Raw genomic sequence first — 26,763 nt, 5'->3', positions numbered from 1 at the left:
GAATAATTATATATAACCCAATTATAAAAATAATCAAAATAATTATTATACAAATAAAATTTCGTTAATTATTATTAATGTCGAATTTTTGCAGTTAAAAAGAGAAGTAGAAAAAAAAATACCCCCTATATAAAATAAGGAGTATTTTTTATTTATATTTCCCGTAACCAGCCTACATGATCGCTTACTCTTTTATTGGCCCCGTTTTGGTTAATTTATTTAATGTATTAAATTACAATTATGGTCTTCTTCCCGCTCTTTTTGGCTTCCTATTCTTGTTGCCATAAGAGGAGGAAGATTGTTTACCTCTGCGAACAGAAGATTTTTGTGAGTCTTTTTTCACCGGCAAAGGACGCTCTTCCGTAATATGGACAGGTGTATTATCAGGCTCTTTCGTCATTAATTTTAAAGCAGCCGCAATAACCATTGCTGGATCATTTCCTGCTAGTAACTCTTTGGCTACCGTTACATATTGGTCAAGATTGCCTTCACTTAAAATGTCGTTAATACGTTCCATTGTAACACGTTGCTGTCCTTCAAATGCCTCATCACTGGATGGTGGACGCATTGGCATCATCCGTTTTTTCGTTGTTTGCTCCACTGTTTTTAAATATCCCATTTCACGTGGACTAACAAATGTGATAGCCATTCCTTCTTTACCAGCACGACCAGTTCGGCCAATACGATGTACATATGACTCCGGATCTTGTGGAATATCATAGTTATAAACATGAGTAACACCTGAAATATCTAACCCTCTGGCTGCCACATCAGTTGCTACAAGTACATCAATCTTGCCTTCTTTAAACTTTCTTAAAACAGAAAGACGCTTCGCTTGGCTAAGATCACCATGGATGCCTTCCGCAATATAACCACGAAGATTTAATGCGTTTGCTAATTCATCTACACGTCTTTTTGTACGACCAAATACAATAGCAAGCTCTGGCGAATGCACATCGATTAAACGTGAAAGTACGTCAAATTTTTCTCGTTCAAAAACTTTAACGAAATATTGTTCAATAAGTGAAACTGTCATTTCCTTAGTTTTCACTTTTACTAACTCAGGGTTTTTCATAAACCTTTCTGCTATTCTGCGAATTGGATCTGGCATAGTAGCGGAGAAAAGTAATGTTTGTCGTTCATCTGGTACACTGGAAAGAATTTCTTCAATGTCATCAATGAATCCCATATTTAACATTTCATCAGCTTCATCAAGAATTAAAGTATGAACCTGGTCTAACTTCAATGTACGGCGTTTAATATGATCTAGGATCCTTCCTGGTGTTCCTACAATAATCTGCGGACCTTTCTTCAATGCTTTTATCTGTCTGCCGATATCTTGACCGCCATAAACCGCTAATACACGAGCTCTTGCATCATAACCGATTTTATACAATTCCTCTGATACTTGGATAGCAAGTTCTCGTGTTGGAGCAATAATAATTCCTTGGATATTAGGATTTTTTGCATCAATTTTTTCAATTAATGGAATTCCAAATGCTGCTGTTTTACCGGTTCCTGTTTGTGCTTGACCGATAATATCAACACCTTTTAAACTTAATGGAATTGTTTTTGCTTGTATTGGTGTAGCTTCTTCAAAGCCCATTCTTTTAACAGATTTCAAAAGTGACGGACTTAATTCTAATTCTGAAAACTTCGTCAATGCTTCTCATTCTCCTTCTAGACACTTCACAGGGCCATATTAACCCCCTTGGGTTATACCCGGTTTTATTTTCAAAAAAAAGACATTTCTATCTCTTTGTATTACGGCAAAAGTGTAAACGATACTGTATATCGTACCACTAAAAGTTCGAGATTTCAATGTAAATGGAATCCATTCGAGATCAGTTCCACTCACATATTTCGCCATTTTTAAATAACTGATTATTTCTTTTTTTTCACCCACAGTTTGTGTCGTTTTAACAGGGGGTCAATTTATTTTTAGTTTAACAACATTAATTCATTCATATACTTTTTTAGAGCATCAGGTTGGATGTGATAAAAAAAAGGTAAAAATACCGATTTCTTTATTTTGCTAGAGCAGTAACTACTTCTTCCAGTTGCATTCCTCTAGAAGCCTTTACAAGGACAAGCTCGTTACCTTGAATATGGGATTTTATAGATTGGATTAATTCTTGTTTATTTGTAAACGACAACACCCGATCAGTGCCAAATTGTTTTTGTGCTTCCTCTGCAATACAATACCCAAGTTCACCATAGGTATAAACATATTTAATTTTGGAAGGCTGAAGAAAGCGTCCGATTTCTTGATGAAATTGTTTTTCTTCTTCTCCCAGCTCTAGCATATCTCCAAGCACAACAATTTTTTCTCTTGTATTATCAAGATTCATTACTAAATTTAATGCTGCCTTCATAGAAGTTGGGCTTGCATTGTAAGCATCATTGATAACTTTTACCCCGCTTATACCATCAAGCATTTCCATCCTCATTGCAGTAAGCTTAATGGAGGATAAGCCAGCTTTAATTTCTTCAATGGATAAACCAAGCTCAAATCCAGTAAGAATGGCAGCAAGGGAATTTAACACATTGTACTCTCCTAGAACTGGAATAAATAGCGGCTGTTCTGGTGCTATGTTAATAGAGTAGGTACTTCCCGTTTCTTCTTGATTAATCGCAATTGGGTAAATATCGTTTTCCTCATTTATTCCGAAGGATTTCATGCGTAAATCTGGATAGGATGGAACCCTTTCCTTCAACAACAGCTCGTCTCCCATATAAATAAATAAACTGTCCGTTGAAAGACCTTGAACAATTTCCATTTTTGCATCTGCTATCGCTTCACGTGAGCCTAAATCCTGTAAATGCGCCTCTCCAATATTGGTTATGATTGCAATGTCTGGGCGAGCAAGCTTTGTTAAAAATTCAATTTCTCCTCTTGCACTCATGCCCATTTCAAGAACCGCTACTTCTGTATCTTCTTCTAATGATAAAACAGTTAAAGGCAAGCCTTCGCGACCGTTATAATTTCCAATTGTTTTTTGCACTTTGTATTTTTGACTTAACACACTTGCAACCATATCTTTAGTGGTCGTTTTTCCATTGCTTCCTGTAACACCAACTACTTTTATATTCAATTCATGCAGGTAAGCACGAGCTAATTCTTGTAGCGCTGTCAAAACATCCTCAACCACTAAAATAGGCAAGCCTTGAGGAGGATTTGGCACATCCTTTTGCCAGAAGGACGCACCAGCCCCGCTTTGAATAGCCGCTTCTACAAATTGGTGTCCATCAGCAAACCTTCCCTTTAATGGTACATATAAGTTCCCTTGTTCAATAATTCTAGTATCGATGGTAGCTCCACTAATCAATATTTCTTGGAACTCGGTTATATCATTTTCTATTTTTATCATATTTGCTATTTGCTTGATTGTACGCTTGATCATTCTTTCGCACCTCCATCTTCATATTTCCATATTTAAAGTGAATGGGAATCACGAATCGTGATTCCAATTAGAAAAGCGAAAGCGCCTTGCTCATCGGCGTACGGATTTCGTAGTCTTCGACTGAGATAAAGGAAACACGGCGAGGGACGAGTCGATGTTGACTTATCGTAGGGAGAAGACGTAGAAATCCGCTAGCCGATAGGCGCTATTGAAATTGAAGTACAAATTTCACCTGTAGCTAGACAAAAACTGAACTTGTTAAATAATTCATATGATAGTAATCATAAATTTTCGTAATCACTTTAAAAGGTATATTTTATTTTTTGCTTTTCTTCATAGCGATCCAGGGCTAATTGAACAAGGCGTTCAATAAGTTCAGGATATTCCACTCCACTGTGCTTCCATAATAGCGGGAACATACTGACAGGTGTAAAGCCTGGCATTGTATTTACTTCATTTATTAACACTTTTCCTTCATTTGAAACAAAGAAATCTGCACGGACTAGTCCAGAACAGTCAAGTGCTTTAAATGCCTTTTTCGCTATATCAACTATGTTTGCATAAACTTCCTCTGAAATATCAGCAGGGATTATTAATGCAGTATCTCCATCTTCATATTTCGCTTTATAGTCATAGAAGGTTGTTTTTGGTAAAATTTCACCCGCTACTGAGCATTCAGGATAATCATTCCCAAGAACACCAACCTCGATCTCACGGGCAGTTACACCTGCTTCGATAATAATTTTGCGATCATATTGGTACGCTTCTTTAAATGCTGCTTCCAGTTCTTCACGGTTCGAACACTTACTAATTCCGACACTAGAACCTAGATTAGCAGGTTTAACAAAACATGGGTATCCGAGTTCTTCTTCAACAGATTGATAAGCGGAATCTGGATCTGCTTCCCATGCACTTCTTAATGACCAGACATATTTTACTTGCGGAAGCCCCGCTTGTTCAAAAATATTTTTCATTATCACTTTATCCATGCCAGCCGCTGATGCAATGACACCATTTCCGACATATGGAAGATTTAATAATTCAAGCATACCTTGAACAGTTCCATCTTCCCCATTCGGTCCATGTAATAAAGGAAATACTACATCATATCCTGTTTTCTCATTTTCGTCAGTCGAGGTTAATGCCGACATAAGCGCATTAGGTACAATTTCATCGCCATTATTAAATTGCAATGCAGAAACACTATCAACAGGGCTTGTTAATCCGGGGCCTTTCACCCAATGTCCATCTGTTGTAATATAGATTGGGTGAATTTCAAATTTCTCTAAATTCAACGCTTGAATAACAGCCTTAGCAGTTTGGAGGGAAACCTGATGTTCAGCAGATTTACCGCCATATAATAAACAAAGCTTTGTTTTCATAAATATCCTCCAGTTAGCTTTTATTTCTAATGTTATTTTCGTAATAATTGTGGCTTCTCGTTATTTGTGATAAATCCTAAACAAGCTCGGCTTCGGGGCATCTTTTCTTAAAAGATTATTTATTTTTACCCGAATAAGTAGTAGCCAAGCGTATACGTATATAAAAACAACAAAGTTTAAGAAAAGGGTATTTGCTAAACCTATGACATTTGCCTAGAAACATCATATGTAAAATATACATTTCGGTGAAATCATTACCCTTAAAGCATCATTTTTTATGGATTGTAATCGGTATTAATATTAACCTATATGTAGTGACAATTCATCTTTTTTTCTTTATTTCCTACTTTTGTTCTAATGGAAGGAGCAATAATTATGAGTTTTATTTTAGAATATAAATGGATTATATTAGTGTCCCTTGAAATTTTAGCGTGGGCGTCGACATTTTTTCTGTTTTATGCACGATATGGTATGAAATCAACTTTTTGGTTTCGAGTGGCAAGTGTTTTATTTGCAATTACCGGTGTGATTCCACAAGTAATTATGGGAATTATAAATTTTATCCACACAAGAAAGCTAGACATCTTCACTATCATTATTGTTTTGTTACTTATTTATGGGTTTACGTTCGGGAAGAAGGAAGTGAAGAAATTGGACGCTTGGGCACAAAAGAAATTTTCAAAATAAAAATCCGCCTTTACCCGAGGCGGATTCTTAAATTTCCGTCTAGCTCTAGGTGAAATTGGGAGTACAAATTTCACTCGGTGAAATTACACTTCAAATTTCACTCATCCATACGCTAGAGCCGCGGCGCTTCTGCTTTTCTTATTTGATAAAGCATTTCCATTCCTTTAATTTTCGATCATACACAATCTTGCCATCAACAGGCCGATTCCCAATGTTTGAATATTCCTCTTGCATCTCATCCATATAGTAGTAATCACCGATTACCCATATAGGAATTTCAATTTGTGAACGAGAAAATTTAGCTCTCTCAATGGAAATAACGATGCCTTCTTTCATGTTCTCGATAAAGGGATAGAGGATTTCCACTGGGACATTTGAAACTTCTCTTTTTTTCTTTATGCCGAACATCGATTTTTCTGTTTTATTGCTCATTTTACTTATTATCGAACACCCAAGTACACGATAAAAATCTTCAAATGATCGATAGTATGTTTTATTAAACCAACCATCGTCATGTGATAAATAGGCAAAATGATTATCAAGCTTACGATAAAAAGGTAAGCGTAGATGATTTTTCAAATGACTTAAGTATAAAAGTTCTGCAATTTCCTGACCTTCTAATAGGTTTACTGCTTCTTCATTTTCGAAATCAATCCAACAAAAATTACCATAACTATTCACTTCATCATTAACTAGCTTTGGAATCGTTTCCTTGTCTACATAATCCATTGAGGTGTGTAAATTGTAATTACCTTCATCAAATTGATGATGAAGAAGTAATAGGTTTGATATATCGTGGTTTGCCATAATAAATTCCTTAAATTCTATGCCCGCAGATATTACATAGTGATCCGGGTAATTTACATGAATGTAGATTATATCACGATTCCCTGTATGATTTTTCAATTGTGGTCCCTCCGAAGCTTACCATTGGCTCTTTTCTTAAAGAAAAATTACTTTTTTAAATGAAAATCCCAGCATTTCTATATTTGGCATTAGAATGGATAACTTTTTTTAGATAAGATGCCCAATTATATACCTTACAAGAACTTTAAATAAAGTACGAAATACAAATTATACGAGAATTGCTTACCCTGCATAAAAAAACAGCTTCCTAAGAAACTGTATTTATTCGAATCAAATTTATACTTTATTTTACCAAATATATTTTAAATTTCCTCATTAATTTTCACCTATATTTATTTTTCATTTGTATTACAAAAATAATACATGTACTTTTGAGCTATTTTTAACTATCTCAAGATTTGATATCAACTTAATATGTAGCTATCAGTATTTGGTTTACATTTTCGGGTAAAGTAACACTATATGTGTTACTCGTTAGGAGGTGCTTGTCCTTTCTAATAAGGACAAAAGGATGCCTATTTTCAAACTTGTTTTCATCTTTATTTTGATTGCTCTTACTGCGTTTTTTGTTTCTGCGGAATTTGCATTTGTCAGGGTCCGTTCTTCGCGGATTGATCAATTAATAGCAGAAGGAAATAAAAAAGCTTCTATCGTTAAAAAAATCCTTACTAAGCTAGATGGGTTTCTTTCTGCTATTCAACTGGGAATAACGGTTGTTTCATTAATATTAGGATGGTTAGGGGAACCGACCATGAAACAGTTATTAAAACCAATTTTTCATTCTGTTCACATTTCCTCTTCCATTGAAAATATTTTATCTTTTTTCATTTCCTTTGCCATCATTACTTTTGTAAATGTAGTTTTAGGAGAATTAGCACCTAAAACCATTGCTATTCAAAAGGCAGAATCAATTACCTTATTATTCGCAACACCACTTGTTTGGTTTAGCCGCATTATGTTCCCATTTATTTGGTTACTAAATAGATCATCACGTCTTGTCACGAAAATATTTGGCTTTGAGCCGATCCCTGATCACGAAATTGCTCATTCGGAGGAGGAGTTAAGAATCATCCTTTCAGAAAGTCTGAAAAGCGGAGAAATTAATCAATCAGAATATAAATATGTAAACAATATTTTTGAATTCGATAATCGAATCGCAAAAGAAATCATGGTTCCAAGGACAGAAATTGTTAGTATTGATAAAAGTTTTACTATTGAAAATATTATGGAGATTGTCCGTGTAGAAAAATATACACGTTACCCCGTCACCAATGGGGATAAGGATAGCATTATTGGAGTTATTAATATAAAAGAACTCTTAACGGACTGTATTTATAATGAATGTCAAGAAGATGACCCTGTAGATAAATATATTAACCCCATTCTTCGCTTTATCGAAACGATTCCTATACAGGATCTTTTAGCTAAAATGCAAAAGGATCGAACACATATGGCCATTCTATTAGATGAATATGGGGGAACAGCAGGAATGGTTACTGTCGAAGATATTTTAGAAGAGATTGTTGGAGAAATTCGTGATGAATTTGATGCAGACGAAATTCCGCTTGTTCGAAAAATAGAGGATAACCATTACATTTTTGATGGAAAAGTACTAATTGAAGATGTAAATGATTTATTAGGAATTGAAATTTTGGAAGAAGAGGTAGATACCATAGGAGGTTGGTTGCTCACCCAAAAATATGATTTAAAACAGGGTGATAAAATTGATACAACAACTTGTGAATTTATCGTATCCGAAATGGAAGAATCCCATGTTTTATACGTAGATGTAAAGAAAAAGCTAAAAACACAGAATAATCTCTCTGAATAATAGGAGGTTAACTCTTTCTTGAGTTACCGATTCCCTTGAAGGAGCCTTTTTACTTGTGTAAAATAGCGACGGCAAGGGAACCACCAACTCATAATGATGTACCGTTTAAGAAAAAACGACAATGTGCAAGAATACTGGACAATAATTAACCATATTGTAAATTAATAGGGTTAATTTTGAATAAACGCTTACTTTTCGTTTTTTGTTAAGTATCCTAAAACTGTTTAGCTTGTGAACATCTTTTCTTAATATAAATATTTTATAAATGAATGAAAAAAATTATTTAGGTTTCTATTGTAAATAAAATAAGAACCATAAGAGAATATAAGTATCACGTTTGACTGTACGGTTTGTTTTTTTTATAATATTATTATTATTTATTCGTTGTATTTTTTTATTACTTTAAGGGTGGTGGTAGGATGGGGTCGTATACCGTATTGGAGAATTAGCAGCCTTAGCCAATGTATCTAAGAGAACGATAGATTACTATACAAGTTTGGGTCTCTTGCAGGCTAATCGTTCTAAATCAAATTATCGTATATATGCTTCAGAAGCTTTGGACGATCTCAAATTCATTGAAAGATATAAAAAGCTTGGAATATCACTTGATACTATTCGTACAAAAATGGAAATGAAGAAATGCCACGAAATGACTGAATCCATTGTACAACAGCATATTGATAACGTATCAGAGCATATGAAACAACTTAATATGGAGATATCTGATTTAGTACCAGCATTGGAAGTCTTAAATCATCAGCAAAAAGAAGCCATTTTCAAAAGGCTTACAATGGAGAGCGTTGCATTAATGCAATCGCTACATTTTTTAAAAACAAATGCGTAAGCGCCTTGCTCATCGGCGTACGGATGAGTGAAATTTGAAGTGTAATTTCACCTGAGTAGTCTTCGACTGAGATAAAGGAAACACAGTGAGGTAGTTCACGAGCTATTGAAATTGGCACTTCAAATTTCAACTGATGTTGACTTATCGTAGGGAGGAGACGGAGAAATCCGCTAGCCGATAGGCGCTATTGAAATTGTAGTGCAAATTTCACCTGAAGCTGGACGTAGATATCCTTTTTAAAAGAAGATCTATGTTCAACTTATCATATAATTCTAAAGTGAAAAAAAATAGGAGGTGACTCCTATCCCGTATAGTACGGGGTAGGGAAACTTATTTGGACATATTTAAACTAGTGCTTGTTTTTTTTCTAATAGCACTTTCCGCATTTTTCGTTGCATCAGAGTTTGCAATTATAAGAGTGCGGAGTTCACGTATCGATCAGCTCATTGAAGAAGGAAATAGAAGTGCGCTGGCTGTGAAAAAAATTATTACGAACTTGGATGAATATTTATCTGCCTGTCAGCTCGGTATCACCATCGCATCATTGGTGTTAGGATGGATTGGAGAGTCGGTAGTATCCAAATTACTGCATCCATTGTTTGTGTTCCTCCAAATCCCGGGTTCTATTACAAATGTTATTTCACTAGCACTCTCATTTGCCGCTATAACATTTATACATGTGGTAGTCGGAGAATTAGCACCAAAAACATTAGCTATTCAAAAAGCTGAGCTTCTTAGCTTGTTACATGCAAAACCGTTAATTTTATTCTATCGTTTAATGTTCCCATTTATTTGGGTATTAAACAATTCTGCTCGACTTGTAACAAAGATTTTTGGTCTTAAGCCTGCAAGTGAAAATGACATTGCCCATTCGGAAGAAGAATTGCGGATTATTTTATCTGAAAGTCTTAAAAGTGGAGAAATTAATCAATCAGAGTTTAAATATGTAAATAACATCTTTGAATTTGACAATCGCATTGCAAAAGAGATAATGGTACCTCGTACTGAGATCATTTCTTTATCGAAAGACGATGGACTACAAACTTTTTTAGATATTGCAAAGGAAGAACGGTTTACACGTTATCCCGTTATCGATGGAGATAAAGACCACATCATGGGGATTGTGAACGTGAAAGAAATATTAACGGACTTAATTAGTGAAAAAGGAATAGAAGAGTTGTCTTTACAAGATTATGTCCGTCCGATTATTCGTGTTATAGATTCGATTCCAATTCATGATTTATTAGTAATGATGCAAAAAGAACGAATTCACATGTCGGTATTAATTGATGAATATGGCGGTACTTCCGGTCTTGTGACGGTTGAGGACATTTTAGAAGAGATAGTTGGAGAAATCCGCGACGAGTTCGATATGGATGAAGTGCCATTAATTCGTAAGGTGAAGGATAATCACTTTATTATTGATTCTAAGGTTCTTTTAAGTGAAGTAAATGATCTATTAGGTATTGAAATACTAGATGAAGATATTGATACACTCGGAGGTTGGGTGTTAACCGAAAACTACGAAGCAAAACAAGGTGATATTATTGAATTTGAAGATTTCGAGTTTACCATAAAAGAAATGGAAGATCTTCATGTTAAATATATTGAGGTAAAGAAAAAAAACGCTCAAGATATGAAAGTGAAGCATAATATCCCGTTAACGAATTCGGAAGCAATATAAAAGCACTGGCATAATGCCAGTGCTTTTTTCTTCCTCTATTTTATCAAGTTAATATTGCCCTAATACTCCTTTTGTCATCGCGGTACGTTCACAGCGTTTAAATACAAGAATGCCTAAAACAAGATAAATTACCGCATTTGCAATTAGACTTATATAATCAGCCCAATGAAAATCAACAAGTGTTTTATTATGAATCATTATTGATCTTGTCATATCTACACCTTTTACAACTGGTAATATAGCCATAAATGGCGACATCGAAAGGGGAAAGAATGTTAATCCCATTAAGATAAACTGCAAAACCTGCAAAAAGGCATTAATCTGTTTAATGATGATGGCCATCCCTGCAATCATGAAGCTAACCCCAAACATGCTGATAACGGTAAAAATCAATACTGGCAGGATCGATACTACATCAATATTCAACCAAGTGTTCGTAACTAGCATCGTTAAGTATAATAAAACGATTATGATAACAAACTGTTGCAAGGTGATCGAAACAATTCTTGTCAATAATATTCGCCACGCTCCCATCGGAGACATATACATTTGTTCTAGTGTTCCTAGCTGTGCCTCGTTCATAATGGCCCAACCAATTCCCTGCATGGCACTCAAAGATAAGAACCAAAATACATAGCTTACTATAGTATATTGAACATTTGATTCCATAGAGTTAGGATCACCGACCACTTTGATTCCAAAAAACATGACTAAAAAGATACAGAAGAAAGTAATTAGTTCACTAATCGTATTAGGGAGGTACCTTTTTAATAAGATAAACTCCCTGCGAAAATTTGCCTTAAACAGTTGCAGCAACTTCACGTTTCATTTCCCCCTTTACGATTTTCAAAAATACTTGTTCAAAATCGATAATGGAGCGATCTACTTTATCGATTTCTATATTCATTTCTTTAAACATGTCAATTACCTTATAAAATTCATCGCTATGAGCAATCGTAACGGTAATAACAGACTGCATTCCCTCATTAACCTCTAACTCCGCCATAAAATGTCTTTGAATTTCTTTTATATCTTTTTCCGCAATCAACGAATGAAGCGTAAAGGAATAAGCCTTTGTATCAAACAGTTCAAGCAAATCACTGACTCGTTCGTCTGTAACAATTCTTCCCTCATTAATAATAATTACCCGCTCACAAATTTCTTGGACAACTGGCATATCATGTGAGCTTAGTAAAATCGTTTTATTATACTCTTTCGCTATATTCTTTAATAAATTTCTAACTTCGTAGCTTGTTTCAATATCTAACCCCAAGGTTGGTTCATCAAGAAAAATAATTTCTGTATTAGATAATAAAGCAACTGCTATGGAAACTTTTTGCTGCATCCCGCGAGAAAGGGAATTAACCATTTCGTTGGCTTTATGTGTCAGATTAAGTCGTTCCAGTAATTCGTCTATTTGAGCAGATACTGCCTTTTTCGACAATCCTCGATTTCCCGAGAAATACTCGAGGTTTTCCCGAACAGTTAATCTCCAATAAAGATTGCGATTTCCCTCTAAAACGGTACTAATATGTCGAAGTGCTTTTAAACGCTGTTTTCCAATTTCAATGCCATTTATTTTTACAGTTCCTTCATTAGGAAGGAGCAAGCCGCACATCATTTTAATGGTAGTCGTTTTTCCTGCACCATTTGGTCCAAGGAGCCCAACAACTTCTCCTCTTTTCACTTGAAAAGAGACACCTTTAACCGCTTCAATAATTTCTTTTGACTTTCTTTTTTTATAGCTTTTCTTAATCCCATGAATGTCTATTATGTACTCCATTCCCACACCCCTAATCTGAATTTTCTATCTTTATTATATATAATTAAAGTTCTAATGTTTTCCATCTCTAGACGGATATCCATTTAGACTTTTACCCGATATTATTTATTTCAAAAAAAATAAGCCAGTTGTGCTAAGTACACATCTGACTTATTTATGACTAATGATGTAGTTTTGGATATTTAGGGATTAATTTGACATCCTCTAGCACTTTAAAAAGCTCTCGGCGAGATTTTGTTTTCGATATCTTTACCCCAATACCCGCTAAATTTGCCATTACCTTTTTTAGTTGATCATGATCTTTTCTTTTCAAGATAGATCACCTCTTTGATTTTACGATTCCTAACTATTTTACCCTACTTTATAAAGTCTGTATATCGATTTTGAAAATTTTTAACATTCTCTTCACAATTTTACTTTTGTACTTTACTAACTACCATTTTCTCATTACTCATCACAAAGATAAACAAGAACGCTAATCCAGCAGGAACTAATCCCCATAGGAATGTATGGACAATAGATGTAGACAATGCATCCGTAATCTTATGAAGAATTTCCGCAGGAATATGGGAACGAGCACTTTCCTTCATGATCGTATTTGGATTATATGAACCATTTTGTGGCATTGTTCCCATTCCCTTAAATACTTTTGTCAATTGGTCTGAAAATACATTTTTCTGTATCATTCCAAACACTGTTATCCCAATTGTCATTCCTAATGAACGGACAAAGTTACTTGTCGAGCTTGCCGACCCCCTTTGCTCTATACCAAATTTATGAATAGTAGACATTCCTAGTACTGAAAAGGAGAAGCCAACCCCAAATCCGGTAATAATCATATAAATCGTTAAAATGAATCGAGAAGTATCTGGGTTGATTGTTGTTAATAAGAAGATTCCTAAAATCGTAATAACACCTGATATGAACATAATATTTCGATAGCTTAACTTCGTTGTTAAAAACCCACCAAGTTGTGCAGAAACAACGGAACCGAGCATCATCGGCAGCAAGATTAATCCTGAATTTGTAGCAGTACCACCGTAAACTCCTTGCACAAAAATCGGTATATAAACAGTAGCCCCCGTAAATGCAGCCCCATAGAATAATGATACTATTGTACTTCCCGCAAATAACCTTTCTTTAAACATCTTAAAAGAAATAATTGGCTCAGAAACTACTCTTTCGATGAATATAAAGAGAATAAATAGAACCGCAAAACCAGCAAATAAACTTAAAATAACACTTGAATTCCAAGCATATTTGGAACCGCCAAGCTCTAATGCAAACATTAAGCACACTACTGAACCAACCAATGTGATAGCGCCAAACCAGTCAATTTTTTGTTTTTCATGTACACGAGACTCGTGATAAAAAAGTGCAATAAATAGTAATGAAACAATCCCAAGCGGTAGATTAATATAAAACACCCAATGCCAGCCAATATTGTCGGTAATATAAGCCCCTAATAGCGGTCCAAAAATACTGGATAAACCAAATACAGCTCCAAAAAGTCCGCCCATTTTCCCCCGTTTTTCAGGAGGAAAAATATCAAATACAATGGTAAAAGCAATTGGAATGAGTGCTCCACCGCCAATTCCTTGAATAGCACGGTAAATACTAAGCTGTGTTATGCTTTCAGCAGTTCCACACAAAATCGATCCAATCATAAAAAGTATTAATCCAAATACGAAGAATCGCTTTCGTCCGAACATATCAGAAAGTTTTCCGAAGATCGGCATACCCGCCATTTCTGCTACCATATAGGCAGAAACAACCCAAACAAAACTATCAATACCACCTAAATCTGCGACAATTGTGCCCATCGCTGTAACAACAATGGTATTATCCATCGAAGCCATCAAAATCCCGAGCATTAATCCCGCTACAACAAAACCTAATTTGCTATTTTTTGCAACCATATATTCAACTCCCCAGCAATTCTTATATTTTTATTTGTTTTTTTACATTTGAATTTTTCGCACAATGGAACTGTTCATTATATTCCACTAAGTCAATTTCGCAACCAGGTCCTATTTCGATTTTTTTTCCTCTGATAACGTCTGCTTTTGTATATTCCACATAAATTTGGTCCCCTTCGATCGTATTTGCATCCAAGGTGCCATTTTGTTTGTTAAATCCAAGAATGGAGGACTTCCTTTTTACCTGTATTTCCTCACCGCCCATTTCCTTCACAGAGCTTTTTCCATATTTCAATTCAATGTCTACCTTTCCGGCATTTAATAAACCACCAATTTCAAAGGAACCATCTGATAGGAAGGTCTCCACCTCACAATCACCATTTACGGTAAGACCTCCTTTTAGCCTTATTTTTTCTCCTGAAATATTTCCTCCTACATCCATGGCTCCCCGAATTTTTATTTCATTTCCGAATACTTCTTTATTTGCACTCATAGTCCCGAAAACCTTAATACTTTCCGATTTTACATTTTCATGTATATCAAGCGTACCAAAAATATCAAGCGTACCCGCTTCTACTTCACCCATTGCAACGCCTGTTCCGAACACTTTAAATACATCACAAGAAAGGTCATCTGTGATCGTTCCCTCTCCGTTAATCTTTATTTTGTTAAACTCTCCGCCACCGGAACTGCCAGAACCAAATATGCTTATATTCCTTTTATCCATTTGAGATTACCCCCTTTCATCTTAAAGTTGATTTGTTTTATTCACTTTAGAGGTTTTATCAACCTCGATAGCGTCTTTATATTCCACTAAATCAATATCACAGTTTTGACCTATCCTAACATTGTTCCCTCGAATGATTTTTGCTTTTACACCTTCTAGGTGAAGGTCATCTCCCTCAATCACATCCGTCACTAATCTAGTTGGATAGATAGATTTAATGAGTTTCATAAATCCTTGCATCTTTTGCTTAATACGAATGGACTGTCCACCAATTTCCCTTACTTTACAATCGCCGGATAAAAGAATATCAATATTCTCTGCGTTTAGTAGTCCACCGATGTTAAATAGCCCTTCAGAAACAAACTCTTCCGCTTCGCAATCCCCGCCAATGGAGGCTTTCCCATTAATTTTAATGTTCTCTCCTCGCAAGGATCCGCCAATAGACCCGCTCCCAGATATTCTTATCTTTTCCACGTTCACTTCCCCACCCATGGAAGAATGCCCATCAATAGAAATGCTGTCGGCTTCAACATTGCCATCTATTGTAGATTTTCCATTGATTTTTACAGTTTCTGCTTTTACATTGCCGTTAACCGTTCCAAAGCCGTTACTATCAAAATGCTTGCAATCAATGTCTCCCAATACTTTTCCTTTTCCATTTATCGAAGCAAGGTCAAATTCTCCGCCACTTGAACTACCAAATCCATTTATGATCAAATCACGATTTTTATTCATATTCATTAGCTCTCCCTTACAATAATTTTGATTTCAATTCTTCCATACAGTTTGTTAAAGAAACCTGAGTCACCAGTTTTGTTGACTGTTCAAAATAAATATCCTCTACACTTGAAACGATAAAACAAGAGGATATTCCCAGTTTGCGGATAAAAAACAATTCCCCGCTTTTCATGGATCGATAATGGTCATTCATCACCTGCAAGACCATTTTTCCTTCGTCCAAATTAATGTCTCCTGACCGTAATAGTTTTTCAAGAATATAAACAGACAGCATTTGTTCAAACGAGAAATATTTCAGCCCCTGATTCATTTCCATAAAAATATTTAGCACAGCCTGTGAAGCAATTCCCTTTTTTATCATTTCACTTTCCTCCAGGCTAAGCTCCGACAAATTGGGGGAAAATACATCTGCTAATTCATCGAGGGACAGATTTTCTTTCATCGCCTGGATCTTTTCAATTCTCTCCAAAATCTTCTCTTTTGGAAAAAATGTCTCCTGTCCTGTAAAAGTAGATTTACGAATAAACCACTCTTCCGGTATTAGGTTTTTTCGTTTCCATCTATATAACTGCCCATAAGAAATATTGGTAAGCTCTAATAAATCTTTCTTAGATATTAATTCTTCACTCATCATATTCGTCTCCTTTCATAAAATAATGTAACATAACACTGTTACGTTTGCAAAGCCTTTTTTTTTTGAAAAATTAATAAGTATTGATTTACCAATGCTTTTCAGTATAAAAAATAACAGCATAACATGTTATGCTGTTACACTGTTTCATTGCATTGTTCTACTCGCTAGTCCCAATCATCAAAGTGAAGTTTATATAATCGTCCTTTTGTCGCTCCCGAATTCGGAAGGTCTATGTCTTGTAATAGCCTGCGAATGGTTGACTCTGATGGAATCAGTAAGAATTCTCTTGCCTCTTTATTGGTTATGGTTGGTTGGAATAAGAGGGAAAAGTCTTTTAATGTTTCCACAAGTGCAGTTTTTGAACTTTGACCACATTGTGGACAATTCCACTTCCTTTTACTTTTCTCCATCGGTAAATAAAAACAGTTCGGGCAGTGGACTCCCTGTAAGATTTCTGATTTTGGAATGTTGTATTTTTGAAGAATATCGGGACGTGTAGATGTGTGGTGTTTTAATAAAAGTTTGGAGAGTTTACGAAGTTCTTTTTTATTTAGTTGATCCTCCTTATACTTTTGACTTAAATGATTGATTTTTGATAAGAAGTTGGTACTTCGAGTAACAGTTTGTTTGTAGCTGAAACTATTTGATGTGAATTGAATTAGGGATGAAGGATTTGTCATAATGACTAGCGTTTCAATTGGAATGGAAGGAATCTTTTTATCTTCTAGCCACTTTTTCAATTGGAATTTTTGATGGTTAACTTGTAATACCGGATCAGGGAAGACCTCTATTTCATCGTTGTACTCTCTGATCATTTGATTGGAATCCTTATCCAAGGTAACTTTTCCGGAGATGTGCTTAATTTCAAGTATTAGGAAAAATGCTAGGGAAAGAATAAAAATATCCATTTGAAAATGATGTGAATTTCCTTGCAGCCTAATATGATGAAAAATGAGGTAATCTTCTTCAGAAAGAAATGATAAATAATACTCCATGGACTGTTCTCCTTTAAAACCTGCTAGTCGTTTTGCTAAATCCCTCTCAATTTGTTGCCGTTTTGGGTGACTTTTCATTAATCTCCTTACGGAAGCTTGTAATGCTAGAATCTCTGCTTCCATTTTTTTCTCCTTTACTATCAAATATATCACTCCTTTTCGATTTTATAAGTATATTTCTATACCTGTATTTGGAAATCCTGCTTCACAAAAATAATTCAGGCGGTTTTAGACGTAATTCAGGCGTTTCGATAAATAATTCAGGCACTACACAGATTAATTCAGGCATAACGGCGATTAATTCAGGCATTCGCAAAAACCTCATCCAAAAAAGGGGGCAAAACCGACAATAACTCTATAAAACATTAGAACACCATGGGTTTTGCTACCAATTCTCCTTTTTCGGACGGAAATCCTACTTCCAAAATAGTTAATTCAGGCATTAGCACAATTAATTCAGGCATTCGCGAAAAAAGGTGGATGAAACAACAGTAACATATATAAAACAATAAAATACCAAGCGTACGAATGGGCCAATATAGTCGTTGCCGCCGTTACGTCTGCTTCCAATATCAAACCTTCCTTAAAATGCAAGAAAACAACATAAAAGTTTATGCTGTTTTTTGTATTGTTTCTTCATTAAGATGGGAATTTGCAACCTTTCACAATCCGGTCCATCAATTCCTGCACTGTTTCGTTCCTACTTAATCTTGGACTTTGCCCCGACCATAGTGACATAAATTCCCGGTTATTTTGGTGTGCTGCAACCTTTCTAATATCCTGTGTAAGTGTATTTTGAATAGGATATGGAGCGATAGTTGGTTGCATATCCTCCATTTTAGAAATAAATTGATTTTTAACACCTCTTGTAAACTTCCCAGAGAACCCATTTGTTATTACAATTTCATCCTCTGTCGCATGTAGGTTGGCTTGTTTATGCTGTTCATTTGCACTGCTTTCGACGCATGTTAAAAAGGCGGTCCCCATTGCCCCTAAGCAAATCGATGCTAAAATTTCTCTTTCATCCATAATGCCACCGCTGCGATGATGGGGATATTTACCTTGTCAGCAACTTGCGGAATCCAATTAAACTATCAGATGTATCCTCGCAAAAATAGCTACCGGATATATACTGACAGCTATCTTAACGCAAAAAAAGACCAGCCTATATATCAAAGCTGATCCCTTTTTTTAAGATAACGCTAGCAAATGATGCAATTCCTGATCAGAAAGCTCTGTTATCCAGTTTTCGCTATTTATTATTTCATCATTTAATGCTTGTTTTTTCTCAAGCATGGCATCGATTTTTTCCTCTAATGTACCAGTTGTAATAAACTTGTGAACATGAACAAAACGACTTTGGCCAATTCGGTACGCACGGTCAGTGGCTTGGTTTTCTACAGCCGGATTCCACCACCGATCATAATGGATAACATGATTTGCCGCGGTTAGGTTTAGCCCAGTACCACCAGCCTTTAAAGATAATAGAAAGACAGGGAATTCTCCTTCTTGAAATCGTCCGACATATTCATCTCTTTTTATTTTGGCCATACTTCCGTTTAAAAATGGAACAGTTAGGTTGAAACGTTCATAAAGAAGCTTTTGTATCATTTCCCCCATTCCGATATATTGGGTAAAAATAAGACATGCCTCTTTTGCATCTAAGATGGATTCTACCAATTCTATTAGCTTCTCCATTTTATGGGAGCGTTGTTCCACTTTTCTTGGTTGCTCCTCTTTAAGATACAATGCCGGATGATTGCATAACTGTTTAAGACGGTTCAGCATTTGCAATATCATTCCTTTACGTTCAAAGGTTGTCAGCTCCTCCATTTGATTAAAGGTTTCGCGGATTAGCTGTTCATATAAAGATGCTTGTTCCGTTGTTAATGAGCAATATTCTTTTTGTTCCAGTTTATCCGGCAAATTTAACTCCACTTCGGGGTCCTTCTTCGTACGACGGAGCAAAAATGGTTTAATCAGCGACTGAAGCTCCCCGATTTTTGCTTGTTCCTCTTCCTTTTCAATTGGCAGGATAAAACGTTTCTGAAATTGTGTATACGTGCCTAAATATCCGTGATTGGTAAAATCAAAAATAGACCATAGTTCGGATAGGCGATTCTCCATCGGTGTTCCGGAAAGGGCAATATGATGTAGCCCTTTTAATTTGCGGATCGCTCGAGATTGTTTTGTTTGAGCATTTTTAATATTTTGTGCTTCATCCAAAGCAATCGTTCCCCATTCAAGGGAAGAAAGTTCGTCAAAATCCAAGTGCGAGAGTCCGTAGCTTGTTAATACGATATCTGTTCCTTTCAAAATTTCTCCAAAATTATCCCCTTTGTAACGATTTGGTCCATAATGTAATTTTACGGACAAGTCAGGGGCAAAGCGTTCGATTTCCTTTTGCCAATTGCCGAGAACAGATGTCGGGCAGATAATTAAAGCAGGGGCTGGAATTCCCTCATTGTTTTTCACATGTAATAAGTACGTAATAAGCTGAATAGTCTTGCCAAGTCCCATATCATCAGCCAAAACGGCACCGAAATGAAATTGCCTCAAAAAAACTAACCAATCGAAGCCCTGCTGCTGATAGGGTCGAAGATTTCCGTCAAACTCAGACGGTACAGGAACAGCTGGGATATTGGATGTATCCTTTAATTCATGAAATAACTTTTTTAAGGAACGATTTAGCTCAATTTGAATGTTGGCAAAGGCGCGCGGATTAAAGTCTTCGAACTCTTCCGTATCCATCTCTTCTCTAGGAACTAACTCTTGCTCTATAATGTCTTGAAGTCGCAAACCTTCCTTCTGTGCTCGCTTCATTAAATCTTGTAGCTGCCGAATCATTTTTGGATCTAACTTCACCCATTGCCCATTTACTTTTATAAGTCTTCGCTGATTATCAACCAGATGATTAAATTCTTCTTCCGAGATTTCAGCACCATTCATGGACAAACGCCAGTCAAAATCAAGCAATGCATTTAATCCAACAAAGGAAGGACGGTAGTTAGTATTCGTTTGTTTAATTTTTGCTTTTACGGTTAATTGCGCATCACGCATTGCGACCCACCAGGATGGCAGTAAAATTTCAATTCCTAGCAAGAGTAGCTTTTCACTAGCAATCGTTAAAAAATCCCATGCTAAAAGCTCATCCAATTCCCGTTTGAGTCCATCATTATCTCCTAACCACGGAAAGAGCTTTACCCAGCGTTCTTGTTCTTCCATTACATCGTCTAAGTATGGACGCCATTTTACAGGTAAGTTTTTTGACTGATTGGTCGAAAGTAGTTTTTCAGGATTTCTTTTATCCCTTAAAATGGTTTCAAGTATCCAGGGTTCATCATCTTCCATCGGTTCGGAAATACGCAGTCCGATGTTAAAAGGACGCTCACTTTCTCCTTCCATCCACTCTCGAAAACGCTTTGCATCAAAATAGTTGGCCAATTCTTCCGTTGTAAGGGAAGTTTTTTTCAATTTCTCTATTTTTTCCTTTATTCCTTCCTCTTTGTTCAGGAAAGAAGTAATAGCATAATCATACCATTCTTCTAAAAATACTTTCGTTGTTGTGTTAAGTATAGGTTGCTCCCAGAAGCCGGGCTCAAATTCGTCCAGTACCATCTGTGGCAGCTTCCATTCGAATACATGATCTTGTGTTTCACTAAAGCTTGGAACCCCCACACCTTCTGTAATGGCTTCATACATGATAGAAGCACTTGAAAGGAATAATTGACCGATTGAATCCCATTCCCAATCTAGCAATGAACTGAAGCTTTCGTTTGCAAAGAGAGTCATTAATGACCAGCTGTCTACTTTTACACCTGAATATGTGTTATAAGTTGAAATAGGAAGGGATGAGCCAAAGAAGCTTTCTTCATGCCAAATAAACAATTGACGTTTCCAGTCGGATGGGTTGACTTCCTTTCCTTGTGGATCCTCGGCATAAATAAAAAAAACTCCATTTCCCATATATTCTATATAAATCTTTAATACTGTTGATTTAAGCATCGATTAGCTTTCCCCTCTTACATTCCTCGTGAAATGCACGAAGTCTTCTTGTCTTTTGAAGCAAGTCATTAAAATAATATTCCCACATATTGATTTTTTTCTGCTTTTTATATAAGACACGCAGCTTTTTTAAATATCTGACTGATTTCTTATAAGCATCACGATTACGGTTTTCTAATAGTTTTTCTATCGTGTCATGGTACAGCGGCATTGCAAGCTGCGGATCATAATTCGCAATAATTTCCAACTTAGATTTATCAATAGAATCAATATCCTTACCAGCTAGATGTTGCAATTCAACCCAAGTCCGGTATTTTTTCTTGATCATTAAATATTCATTGTAAGGAGCATAGCTAAACGGCAAAAATTCCATATAAACCTTTTCCATAAGAAGTGGATTCTGATCAGAAACAATGGTTTCATCAATCGTTCTAAAGAACATTCTCATAAAGGCATAACAATCAAAATCACTTCGTAAATCGGATAGGTAATCTGAAATAAATGGAATCATCGCATTTATATATTTATTAAGCCTGCTGTATGCCTTTTGTGTATTTAAGTATTGAAACCAGTACTGTGAAAAATAAACAATGTTTTTATCCAGCTTTTTCATAGCATGAATCGCAATATCATCTTTTCCGCACAAAATAGCTAAATGGATAGTAGCAAGCATCATTCTGTCGTTATTTAATGACTCAGACCCAAGCCTTTCTAATTCTAATTTACGCCAAATCGTTTGTTTAAAAAGATGTGTCCAAAGAATCATATATAGTTCTACTAGTTCGAATGAATGATATGTTTCGCAACTTAGTAATGTTGTACTATCATCCCTTAAATGGGCGATATACGGGTCAAATGAAAATGGCGAAACTGAGATAGATAGTTTTTTTAATGCATCTTCCACTTCTTGCATCATATAGGAAAAGAATGAATCATGTGTTTTAAAATCATTGCTGACACATATTTCATTCGCTTCTTTTATAGCATAATAAGCTGAATATAATTGATAAAGCGGTCTCCATTCCCTTTCAACAGGAGCGAATTCAATCAATCGGTTGTAAACTGCTCTTAATTTTTCCTCGAGAGCATATTCATTTTGAATAACAATGTCACTAAAGGCTTTATTAAAGCGATTTATCCAGGCTTCATGGCCAGTTAATGGTTCAGAAGCACGTTCGGAAAGTAAATCACTTCCACGTTTCAAATTCTTTAAAATATCAAATGTGGTAGTCTGCCTTTTCCATTCTTGCACCCAGTCAAATACACTTTCTATTTGACTATACACGGAAAAAAATAAGGCTAATTGATGACGACAAATGCCTTCGTGAGGGCAGGAGCAATTACTATTTTCAGGGTTATCTATAGCTAAATTTACTTGTACGGGAGTTACATCCTGTACCTTTGCCGAAATAATGTGCTGAGAAATATTCTTTTTAGAAACAAGTTGTTGGCGATATAATAATAAGCCTTTTTGAACAAGCTTTTGGTGAATATCACTTGTGGGATCTAAATATGATTGGAGTTTACTGGCAAATTGTTGAAGCTGAGCTTTCATTTCGAGTTTCACCTCCGAGATAAAAAGGCTGTTTCCGTATTGCTTGTTACTTTTTATAATTTGTTTCAATTCTTTAATTAGTCTTATTTTCGGGCATCTTTTCTTAAAAAGGCTATCCCTGCTTAATTCGAAAATGTAAGGTTATAATGTTTTCTTTTACATAAATAACAAGAGCCTTTAAAAAGGCACTACTCTTATTTTAAAGGAATAATTGATTTAAGAAAAGGTTAAGAACAAATGAAGAAAGTGAGGCACGTTATACCTCACCAACTTTATCTATTGGAACTCATCCAAAATTCATGATTGACATAAATATTTACCCCAGTTAAAATCACTTTTTTTCCATTCACTATTTTATAGTTTTTATTTACGGGATACTCTATTTTTTCAGCCTTTTTTTCAGCAATAAACGAAGGGTTGTACCGATTAGAGAACTCTAGTTTTACTTTGTATCCTTTATTAAGATAATAATCTTTTGCATTAATAAACAAAGTTTGATTGAAATAATCTAATGAAGGCGAATTTAAAAATTTTGTTATATACAAGGGGAAATCAGTATTATTGATAAGCCCTGTCGGCTTTCCTGGTCCATATGCATATAAAAAGACATCCTCTCCAGAATGACCAAGAGTAGTAAATCCTAAATTTGCCCGTTCGGCCATTTGTTTAACTAACTCAGATTCAACATTCTTCGCTGATTTTAAGCGGTGCAAATCGTCGGCTGAAAGTGGTGTTAAACCATACATATTTGCAACTTCTTTTATATTCGAACGATTCTTATTTAATAATGTTACAGCGCCAGTAGCGGTTAACTTTGCTTTTTTTAAGGGATCAATAAACTTATGAACAGGTGTTGTGGAATACGATTTATTGGTATTTTGATTCCCCATCGTAAGCCCGCTATTGCCATGATCTGTTACAGCAATTAGTAATGTATTCGAATTTTTTTTTGAAAAGTTTAAAGCCTCTTCTACGGCTGCATCAAATGATAAGATTTCACTTATCATTCCAACTGGATCATTTTTATGGGCTGCCCAATCAATTTTACTTCCCTCTACAAATAGAAAAAAACCTTTTTGCGTTTTGTTAAGCAGGTTTATTGCCTGCTTTGTCATTTCAGCCAATGATGGTTGCTCTGGTGCAAGTGTTGACCGATCGAATTCGTAAGCAATATCTACATCAGCAAAACTTCCCCATACTTTCGGATGTTTTACTTTAAGAAGATCAGAATTCGTTTCTACAAAAGAATATCCGCTATTTTTAATTTCTTGTAAAAGATTTTCCCCATCCTTTCGATACTCTGGCATATTCGAGCCAACACCCTTTGGTACTTGCAAATTTGTATTGTTTCTAGATAATAAAGAAACCTTTCCACCACCAAGTACCACATCTAACCTTTGATAAACTTGCTGCTCGGCAATATCATCATAGCCATCACGGCTCACCGTATGGGCTGTAAACGCTGCAGGGGTAGCATGTTGAATTGGTGATGTTGAAACAATTCCAGTTGCAAGACCATGCAGCTTTGCCCCTTCTAAAATACTGGCTACAGGACGAACGGAATGGATTTTCCCATCCTTTATTTGCGGGACTAAACCTATCATATCTACGGATGTTTTATGCCCAGTTGCCATTGCAGTACCTGCGGCGGCCGAATCCGTAATTCCAGATTGTAAAGAGTAGGTTTTTACTCCTCCAACCAATATTTCATCTAACACAAGTGGTTTTCCCTTATACCAACGAGTTAACGTTAAAACATCTGAATTTGTGCCATCCATAATTAGAAAAATTACATTTTTAGGTTTCTTTTCTGCAAAAACGGAATGGAATTGGAATGGAGTAAAAAGTAGAATTAGCACTATAACCAAGCGCACAAATATCACCTCAGGTTGCTTTAGTTTTATTTTTTGAAGAAAGTACAAATAATATGCAGCTTAATAAGAAAAGCGAAAGCTCCTTGCTCATCGGCGTACGGATTTTGAAGACTACGACTGAGATAAAGGAAACACGGCGATAGACGAGTCGATGCCCGCTTATCGTAGGAGGAGACGAAGAAATCCGCTAGCCGAAAGACGCTATTGAAATTGAAGTACAAATTTCACCTGGATCCAGACAGAGAAAACGCTGGTTAAATAATTTATATAATAAAAATTTTTAATTATTTGGATGAATTTTGATATACAATTGCAATTTTTACGTCTAATTAAATGAAGGGGGATTAAGGGTGAATAATAATTATTCCGTTGAACAAATGTTTGAAGAACTACACGAAGATATATATCATTATTTAATCTATATTCTTGGTGAATATGCTACTGAGGCAGAAGATCTTTTACAAGAAGTATTTATAAAAGTTTTAAAAAAAGTGGATTCCTTTAATGGTGACTCTAGTCCGAAAACTTGGATTATCTCAATTGCTCGTAATTGTGCGTACGATTTATTAAGAAAAAAACGATTACTTTTCAGCAAAAAAAGCATTAAAGAATATTTTAACTTAGTTTCATCCCAACATAATCCTGAAAAGGACGTCATTAACAAAGAAGATTTTATTGAACTAATAAATTTGTTAAGTGGTTTAAAGTCCAAATATAGAGAAGTGATATATTTTAGAATTTATCAAGACCTTAGTACAAAAGAAGTAGCAAAGTTAATGAAGTGTTCTGAGCAACGAGTAAGAGTACTGTTACATCGTGCAAAAATACAGATGAAAGAAAAAATAGAAAATAGTTCCTCATTTGAAGGAGTGGTAAACAATGGAGGAAAATAGAAAGATAAAGCTAATGAAACAAAAATTACCATCTCTATCGAATAGCAAAAAACAAGAAATTCTTCAATTAATTAAAGACAATGCAAATAAACATAATAGAGGAAAAAAGTTATTATATTTACCTATAATTTCAATGTGTATTTCATTACTTATCATAAGTATATTTCTAGTGCCGCTATTTTCTAAAGAACATCCTAAAATTAATAAAGTGACAGTTGATAAAGGGATTAATAATTCAGCAGAACACTACTTACCATTATTATCCGATGTCAAGAAAAATCAATTCCTCATAACAATTAAAAATGATGATATGGATGAGTGGAAATACGTACTATTCGATAAGGAATTAATTGTAGATCCTGCCCAAAAGGAACATATTCAACGTGGAGATATTGTCTATTTTCATACAACTAAACTTATGAAGTCTGAACAAAATGTTCAGCCTAATAAAATAGCTCGTATTGTTGCGTTACCTGGCGAAACAATAAGTGTAAATAAAGGGCAAGTTTTTATAAATGGGATAAAATTAGATACATTTTATGGACATGAGAGAGATCGAGGAGAAAATGTAGTAGACAGTACGACATCACTTAAACCTGTTAAACTACTTCCTAATGAATATTTTGTTATTTCTGATACTTGGTGGCGAGGAATAATACTCAAGAATGGGAAAATAAAAGACAATGATATCCTTGGAAAAGTAATAGGGATTAAAAATGACTAACCTTTTGTAAAAAATTTTTTATCCCCTACAGGAAAACGTAAACATAAAGCAACTAGATTGATTTCCTTATTAGTCTTCCTGAGAGGGGATAATTTTAGAATTAAGAACAAACTTATATAATAAAAACTTTTATACTTTTCTTATTTACTCAAACTTCGCAGATTGGAATCGACAAATACACCTTGATATAGTTGGGAAGGCCACCGATCCATCGCCG

Annotated in this window: 22 protein-coding genes; 6 read left to right on the top strand and 16 right to left on the bottom strand. The window is 35.3% G+C overall.

Annotated features, from left to right (window positions below; all coding sequences use genetic code 11):
* Window positions 1-238: 238 nt before the first annotated feature.
* The 3 genes from cshA to AC3WJF_RS19265 all read right to left on the bottom strand — a co-directional run bounded on the left by cshA (window position 239) and on the right by AC3WJF_RS19265 (window position 4,786).
* Window positions 239-1,663, bottom strand: coding sequence for a degradosome RNA helicase CshA (gene cshA / locus AC3WJF_RS19275; RefSeq protein ID WP_492455102.1), 1,425 nt, complete (start codon window positions 1,661-1,663; stop codon window positions 239-241).
* A 364-nt stretch (window positions 1,664-2,027) separates the two neighbouring features.
* Window positions 2,028-3,404 (bottom strand): UDP-N-acetylmuramoyl-tripeptide--D-alanyl-D-alanine ligase, encoded by a 1,377-nt coding sequence (locus AC3WJF_RS19270; RefSeq protein WP_492455100.1) that lies wholly within the window; start codon window positions 3,402-3,404, stop codon window positions 2,028-2,030.
* Between the two features lie 302 nt (window positions 3,405-3,706).
* Entirely contained in the window at window positions 3,707-4,786 is a 1,080-nt protein-coding gene (locus tag AC3WJF_RS19265) for a D-alanine--D-alanine ligase (RefSeq protein WP_492455098.1), read from the bottom strand.
* A 375-nt stretch (window positions 4,787-5,161) separates the two neighbouring features.
* On the opposite strand from AC3WJF_RS19265, the gene AC3WJF_RS19260 reads away from it, so the two are divergent.
* Complete coding sequence (locus AC3WJF_RS19260) at window positions 5,162-5,473, top strand: hypothetical protein (RefSeq protein WP_492455097.1); 312 nt, start codon at window positions 5,162-5,164, stop codon at window positions 5,471-5,473.
* 138 nt (window positions 5,474-5,611) lie between these two features.
* Here AC3WJF_RS19260 and AC3WJF_RS19255 read toward each other — a convergent pair whose 3' ends face one another.
* Window positions 5,612-6,379: a hypothetical protein gene (locus AC3WJF_RS19255; protein ID WP_492455095.1), complete on the bottom strand. Its 768-nt coding sequence runs from the start codon at window positions 6,377-6,379 to the stop codon at window positions 5,612-5,614.
* 472 nt (window positions 6,380-6,851) lie between these two features.
* On the opposite strand from AC3WJF_RS19255, the gene AC3WJF_RS19250 reads away from it, so the two are divergent.
* The 3 genes from AC3WJF_RS19250 to AC3WJF_RS19240 all read left to right on the top strand — a co-directional run bounded on the left by AC3WJF_RS19250 (window position 6,852) and on the right by AC3WJF_RS19240 (window position 10,699).
* Window positions 6,852-8,171 carry a hemolysin family protein gene (locus AC3WJF_RS19250; protein ID WP_492455093.1) on the top strand — a complete coding sequence of 440 codons (1,320 nt, stop codon included), beginning with the start codon at window positions 6,852-6,854 and terminating at the stop codon, window positions 8,169-8,171.
* 436 nt (window positions 8,172-8,607) lie between these two features.
* Window positions 8,608-9,015 carry a MerR family transcriptional regulator gene (locus AC3WJF_RS19245; RefSeq protein ID WP_492455104.1) on the top strand — a complete coding sequence of 136 codons (408 nt, stop codon included), beginning with the start codon at window positions 8,608-8,610 and terminating at the stop codon, window positions 9,013-9,015.
* Window positions 9,016-9,349: 334 nt separating this feature from the next.
* Window positions 9,350-10,699 (top strand): hemolysin family protein, encoded by a 1,350-nt coding sequence (locus AC3WJF_RS19240; RefSeq protein WP_492455091.1) that lies wholly within the window; start codon window positions 9,350-9,352, stop codon window positions 10,697-10,699.
* Window positions 10,700-10,747: 48 nt separating this feature from the next.
* On the opposite strand, the gene AC3WJF_RS19235 is transcribed toward AC3WJF_RS19240, so the two are convergent.
* The 12 genes from AC3WJF_RS19235 to AC3WJF_RS19180 all read right to left on the bottom strand — a co-directional run bounded on the left by AC3WJF_RS19235 (window position 10,748) and on the right by AC3WJF_RS19180 (window position 24,929).
* Window positions 10,748-11,521 carry an ABC transporter permease gene (locus tag AC3WJF_RS19235; protein ID WP_492455089.1) on the bottom strand — a complete coding sequence of 258 codons (774 nt, stop codon included), beginning with the start codon at window positions 11,519-11,521 and terminating at the stop codon, window positions 10,748-10,750.
* Complete coding sequence (locus AC3WJF_RS19230; protein ID WP_492455087.1) at window positions 11,499-12,482, bottom strand: ABC transporter ATP-binding protein; 984 nt, start codon at window positions 12,480-12,482, stop codon at window positions 11,499-11,501. The genes AC3WJF_RS19235 and AC3WJF_RS19230 overlap by 23 nt, the downstream gene beginning before the upstream one ends.
* A gap of 160 nt (window positions 12,483-12,642) precedes the next feature.
* On the bottom strand, window positions 12,643-12,795 hold the full coding sequence (locus AC3WJF_RS19225) for an Lmo0850 family protein (protein ID WP_492455085.1): 153 nt from the start codon (window positions 12,793-12,795) through the stop codon (window positions 12,643-12,645).
* A gap of 100 nt (window positions 12,796-12,895) precedes the next feature.
* Window positions 12,896-14,401: an MDR family MFS transporter gene (locus tag AC3WJF_RS19220; protein ID WP_492455083.1), complete on the bottom strand. Its 1,506-nt coding sequence runs from the start codon at window positions 14,399-14,401 to the stop codon at window positions 12,896-12,898.
* Window positions 14,402-14,423: 22 nt separating this feature from the next.
* Window positions 14,424-15,128 carry a cytoplasmic protein gene (locus AC3WJF_RS19215; protein ID WP_492455081.1) on the bottom strand — a complete coding sequence of 235 codons (705 nt, stop codon included), beginning with the start codon at window positions 15,126-15,128 and terminating at the stop codon, window positions 14,424-14,426.
* Window positions 15,129-15,149: 21 nt separating this feature from the next.
* Window positions 15,150-15,863: a polymer-forming cytoskeletal protein gene (locus AC3WJF_RS19210; protein ID WP_492455079.1), complete on the bottom strand. Its 714-nt coding sequence runs from the start codon at window positions 15,861-15,863 to the stop codon at window positions 15,150-15,152.
* A 16-nt stretch (window positions 15,864-15,879) separates the two neighbouring features.
* Window positions 15,880-16,497 (bottom strand): YhbD family protein, encoded by a 618-nt coding sequence (locus AC3WJF_RS19205; protein ID WP_492455077.1) that lies wholly within the window; start codon window positions 16,495-16,497, stop codon window positions 15,880-15,882.
* Between the two features lie 167 nt (window positions 16,498-16,664).
* Window positions 16,665-17,639, bottom strand: a complete 975-nt coding sequence (locus AC3WJF_RS19200; protein ID WP_492455075.1) for an NERD domain-containing protein — start codon at window positions 17,637-17,639, stop codon at window positions 16,665-16,667.
* A 495-nt stretch (window positions 17,640-18,134) separates the two neighbouring features.
* Window positions 18,135-18,524, bottom strand: a complete 390-nt coding sequence (locus AC3WJF_RS19195; protein ID WP_492455073.1) for an NAD(P)H-dependent flavin oxidoreductase — start codon at window positions 18,522-18,524, stop codon at window positions 18,135-18,137.
* A gap of 162 nt (window positions 18,525-18,686) precedes the next feature.
* The gene (locus AC3WJF_RS19190) at window positions 18,687-21,500 is read right to left on the bottom strand and encodes a DEAD/DEAH box helicase (protein WP_492455071.1); all 2,814 of its coding nucleotides are present in this window, start codon (window positions 21,498-21,500) and stop codon (window positions 18,687-18,689) included.
* Window positions 21,493-23,055 (bottom strand): SWIM zinc finger family protein, encoded by a 1,563-nt coding sequence (locus AC3WJF_RS19185; protein ID WP_492455070.1) that lies wholly within the window; start codon window positions 23,053-23,055, stop codon window positions 21,493-21,495. The genes AC3WJF_RS19190 and AC3WJF_RS19185 overlap by 8 nt, the downstream gene beginning before the upstream one ends.
* 272 nt (window positions 23,056-23,327) lie before the next feature.
* On the bottom strand, window positions 23,328-24,929 hold the full coding sequence (locus AC3WJF_RS19180; RefSeq protein WP_492455068.1) for an alkaline phosphatase: 1,602 nt from the start codon (window positions 24,927-24,929) through the stop codon (window positions 23,328-23,330).
* A 350-nt stretch (window positions 24,930-25,279) separates the two neighbouring features.
* Between AC3WJF_RS19180 and AC3WJF_RS19175 the strand changes: the two genes are divergently transcribed.
* Together AC3WJF_RS19175 and AC3WJF_RS19170 are read left to right on the top strand one after the other, a co-directional pair.
* The gene (locus AC3WJF_RS19175; protein WP_492455066.1) at window positions 25,280-25,822 is read left to right on the top strand and encodes an RNA polymerase sigma factor; all 543 of its coding nucleotides are present in this window, start codon (window positions 25,280-25,282) and stop codon (window positions 25,820-25,822) included.
* Entirely contained in the window at window positions 25,809-26,546 is a 738-nt protein-coding gene (locus tag AC3WJF_RS19170; RefSeq protein ID WP_492455064.1) for a S26 family signal peptidase, read from the top strand. The genes AC3WJF_RS19175 and AC3WJF_RS19170 overlap by 14 nt, the downstream gene beginning before the upstream one ends.
* Window positions 26,547-26,763: the final 217 nt, after the last annotated feature.

This window comes from Heyndrickxia sp. FW510-T9 (assembly GCF_058781025.1).
Note: the sequence above shows the minus strand (reverse complement) of the source record. Positions and strands in the feature narration are given on the sequence as shown.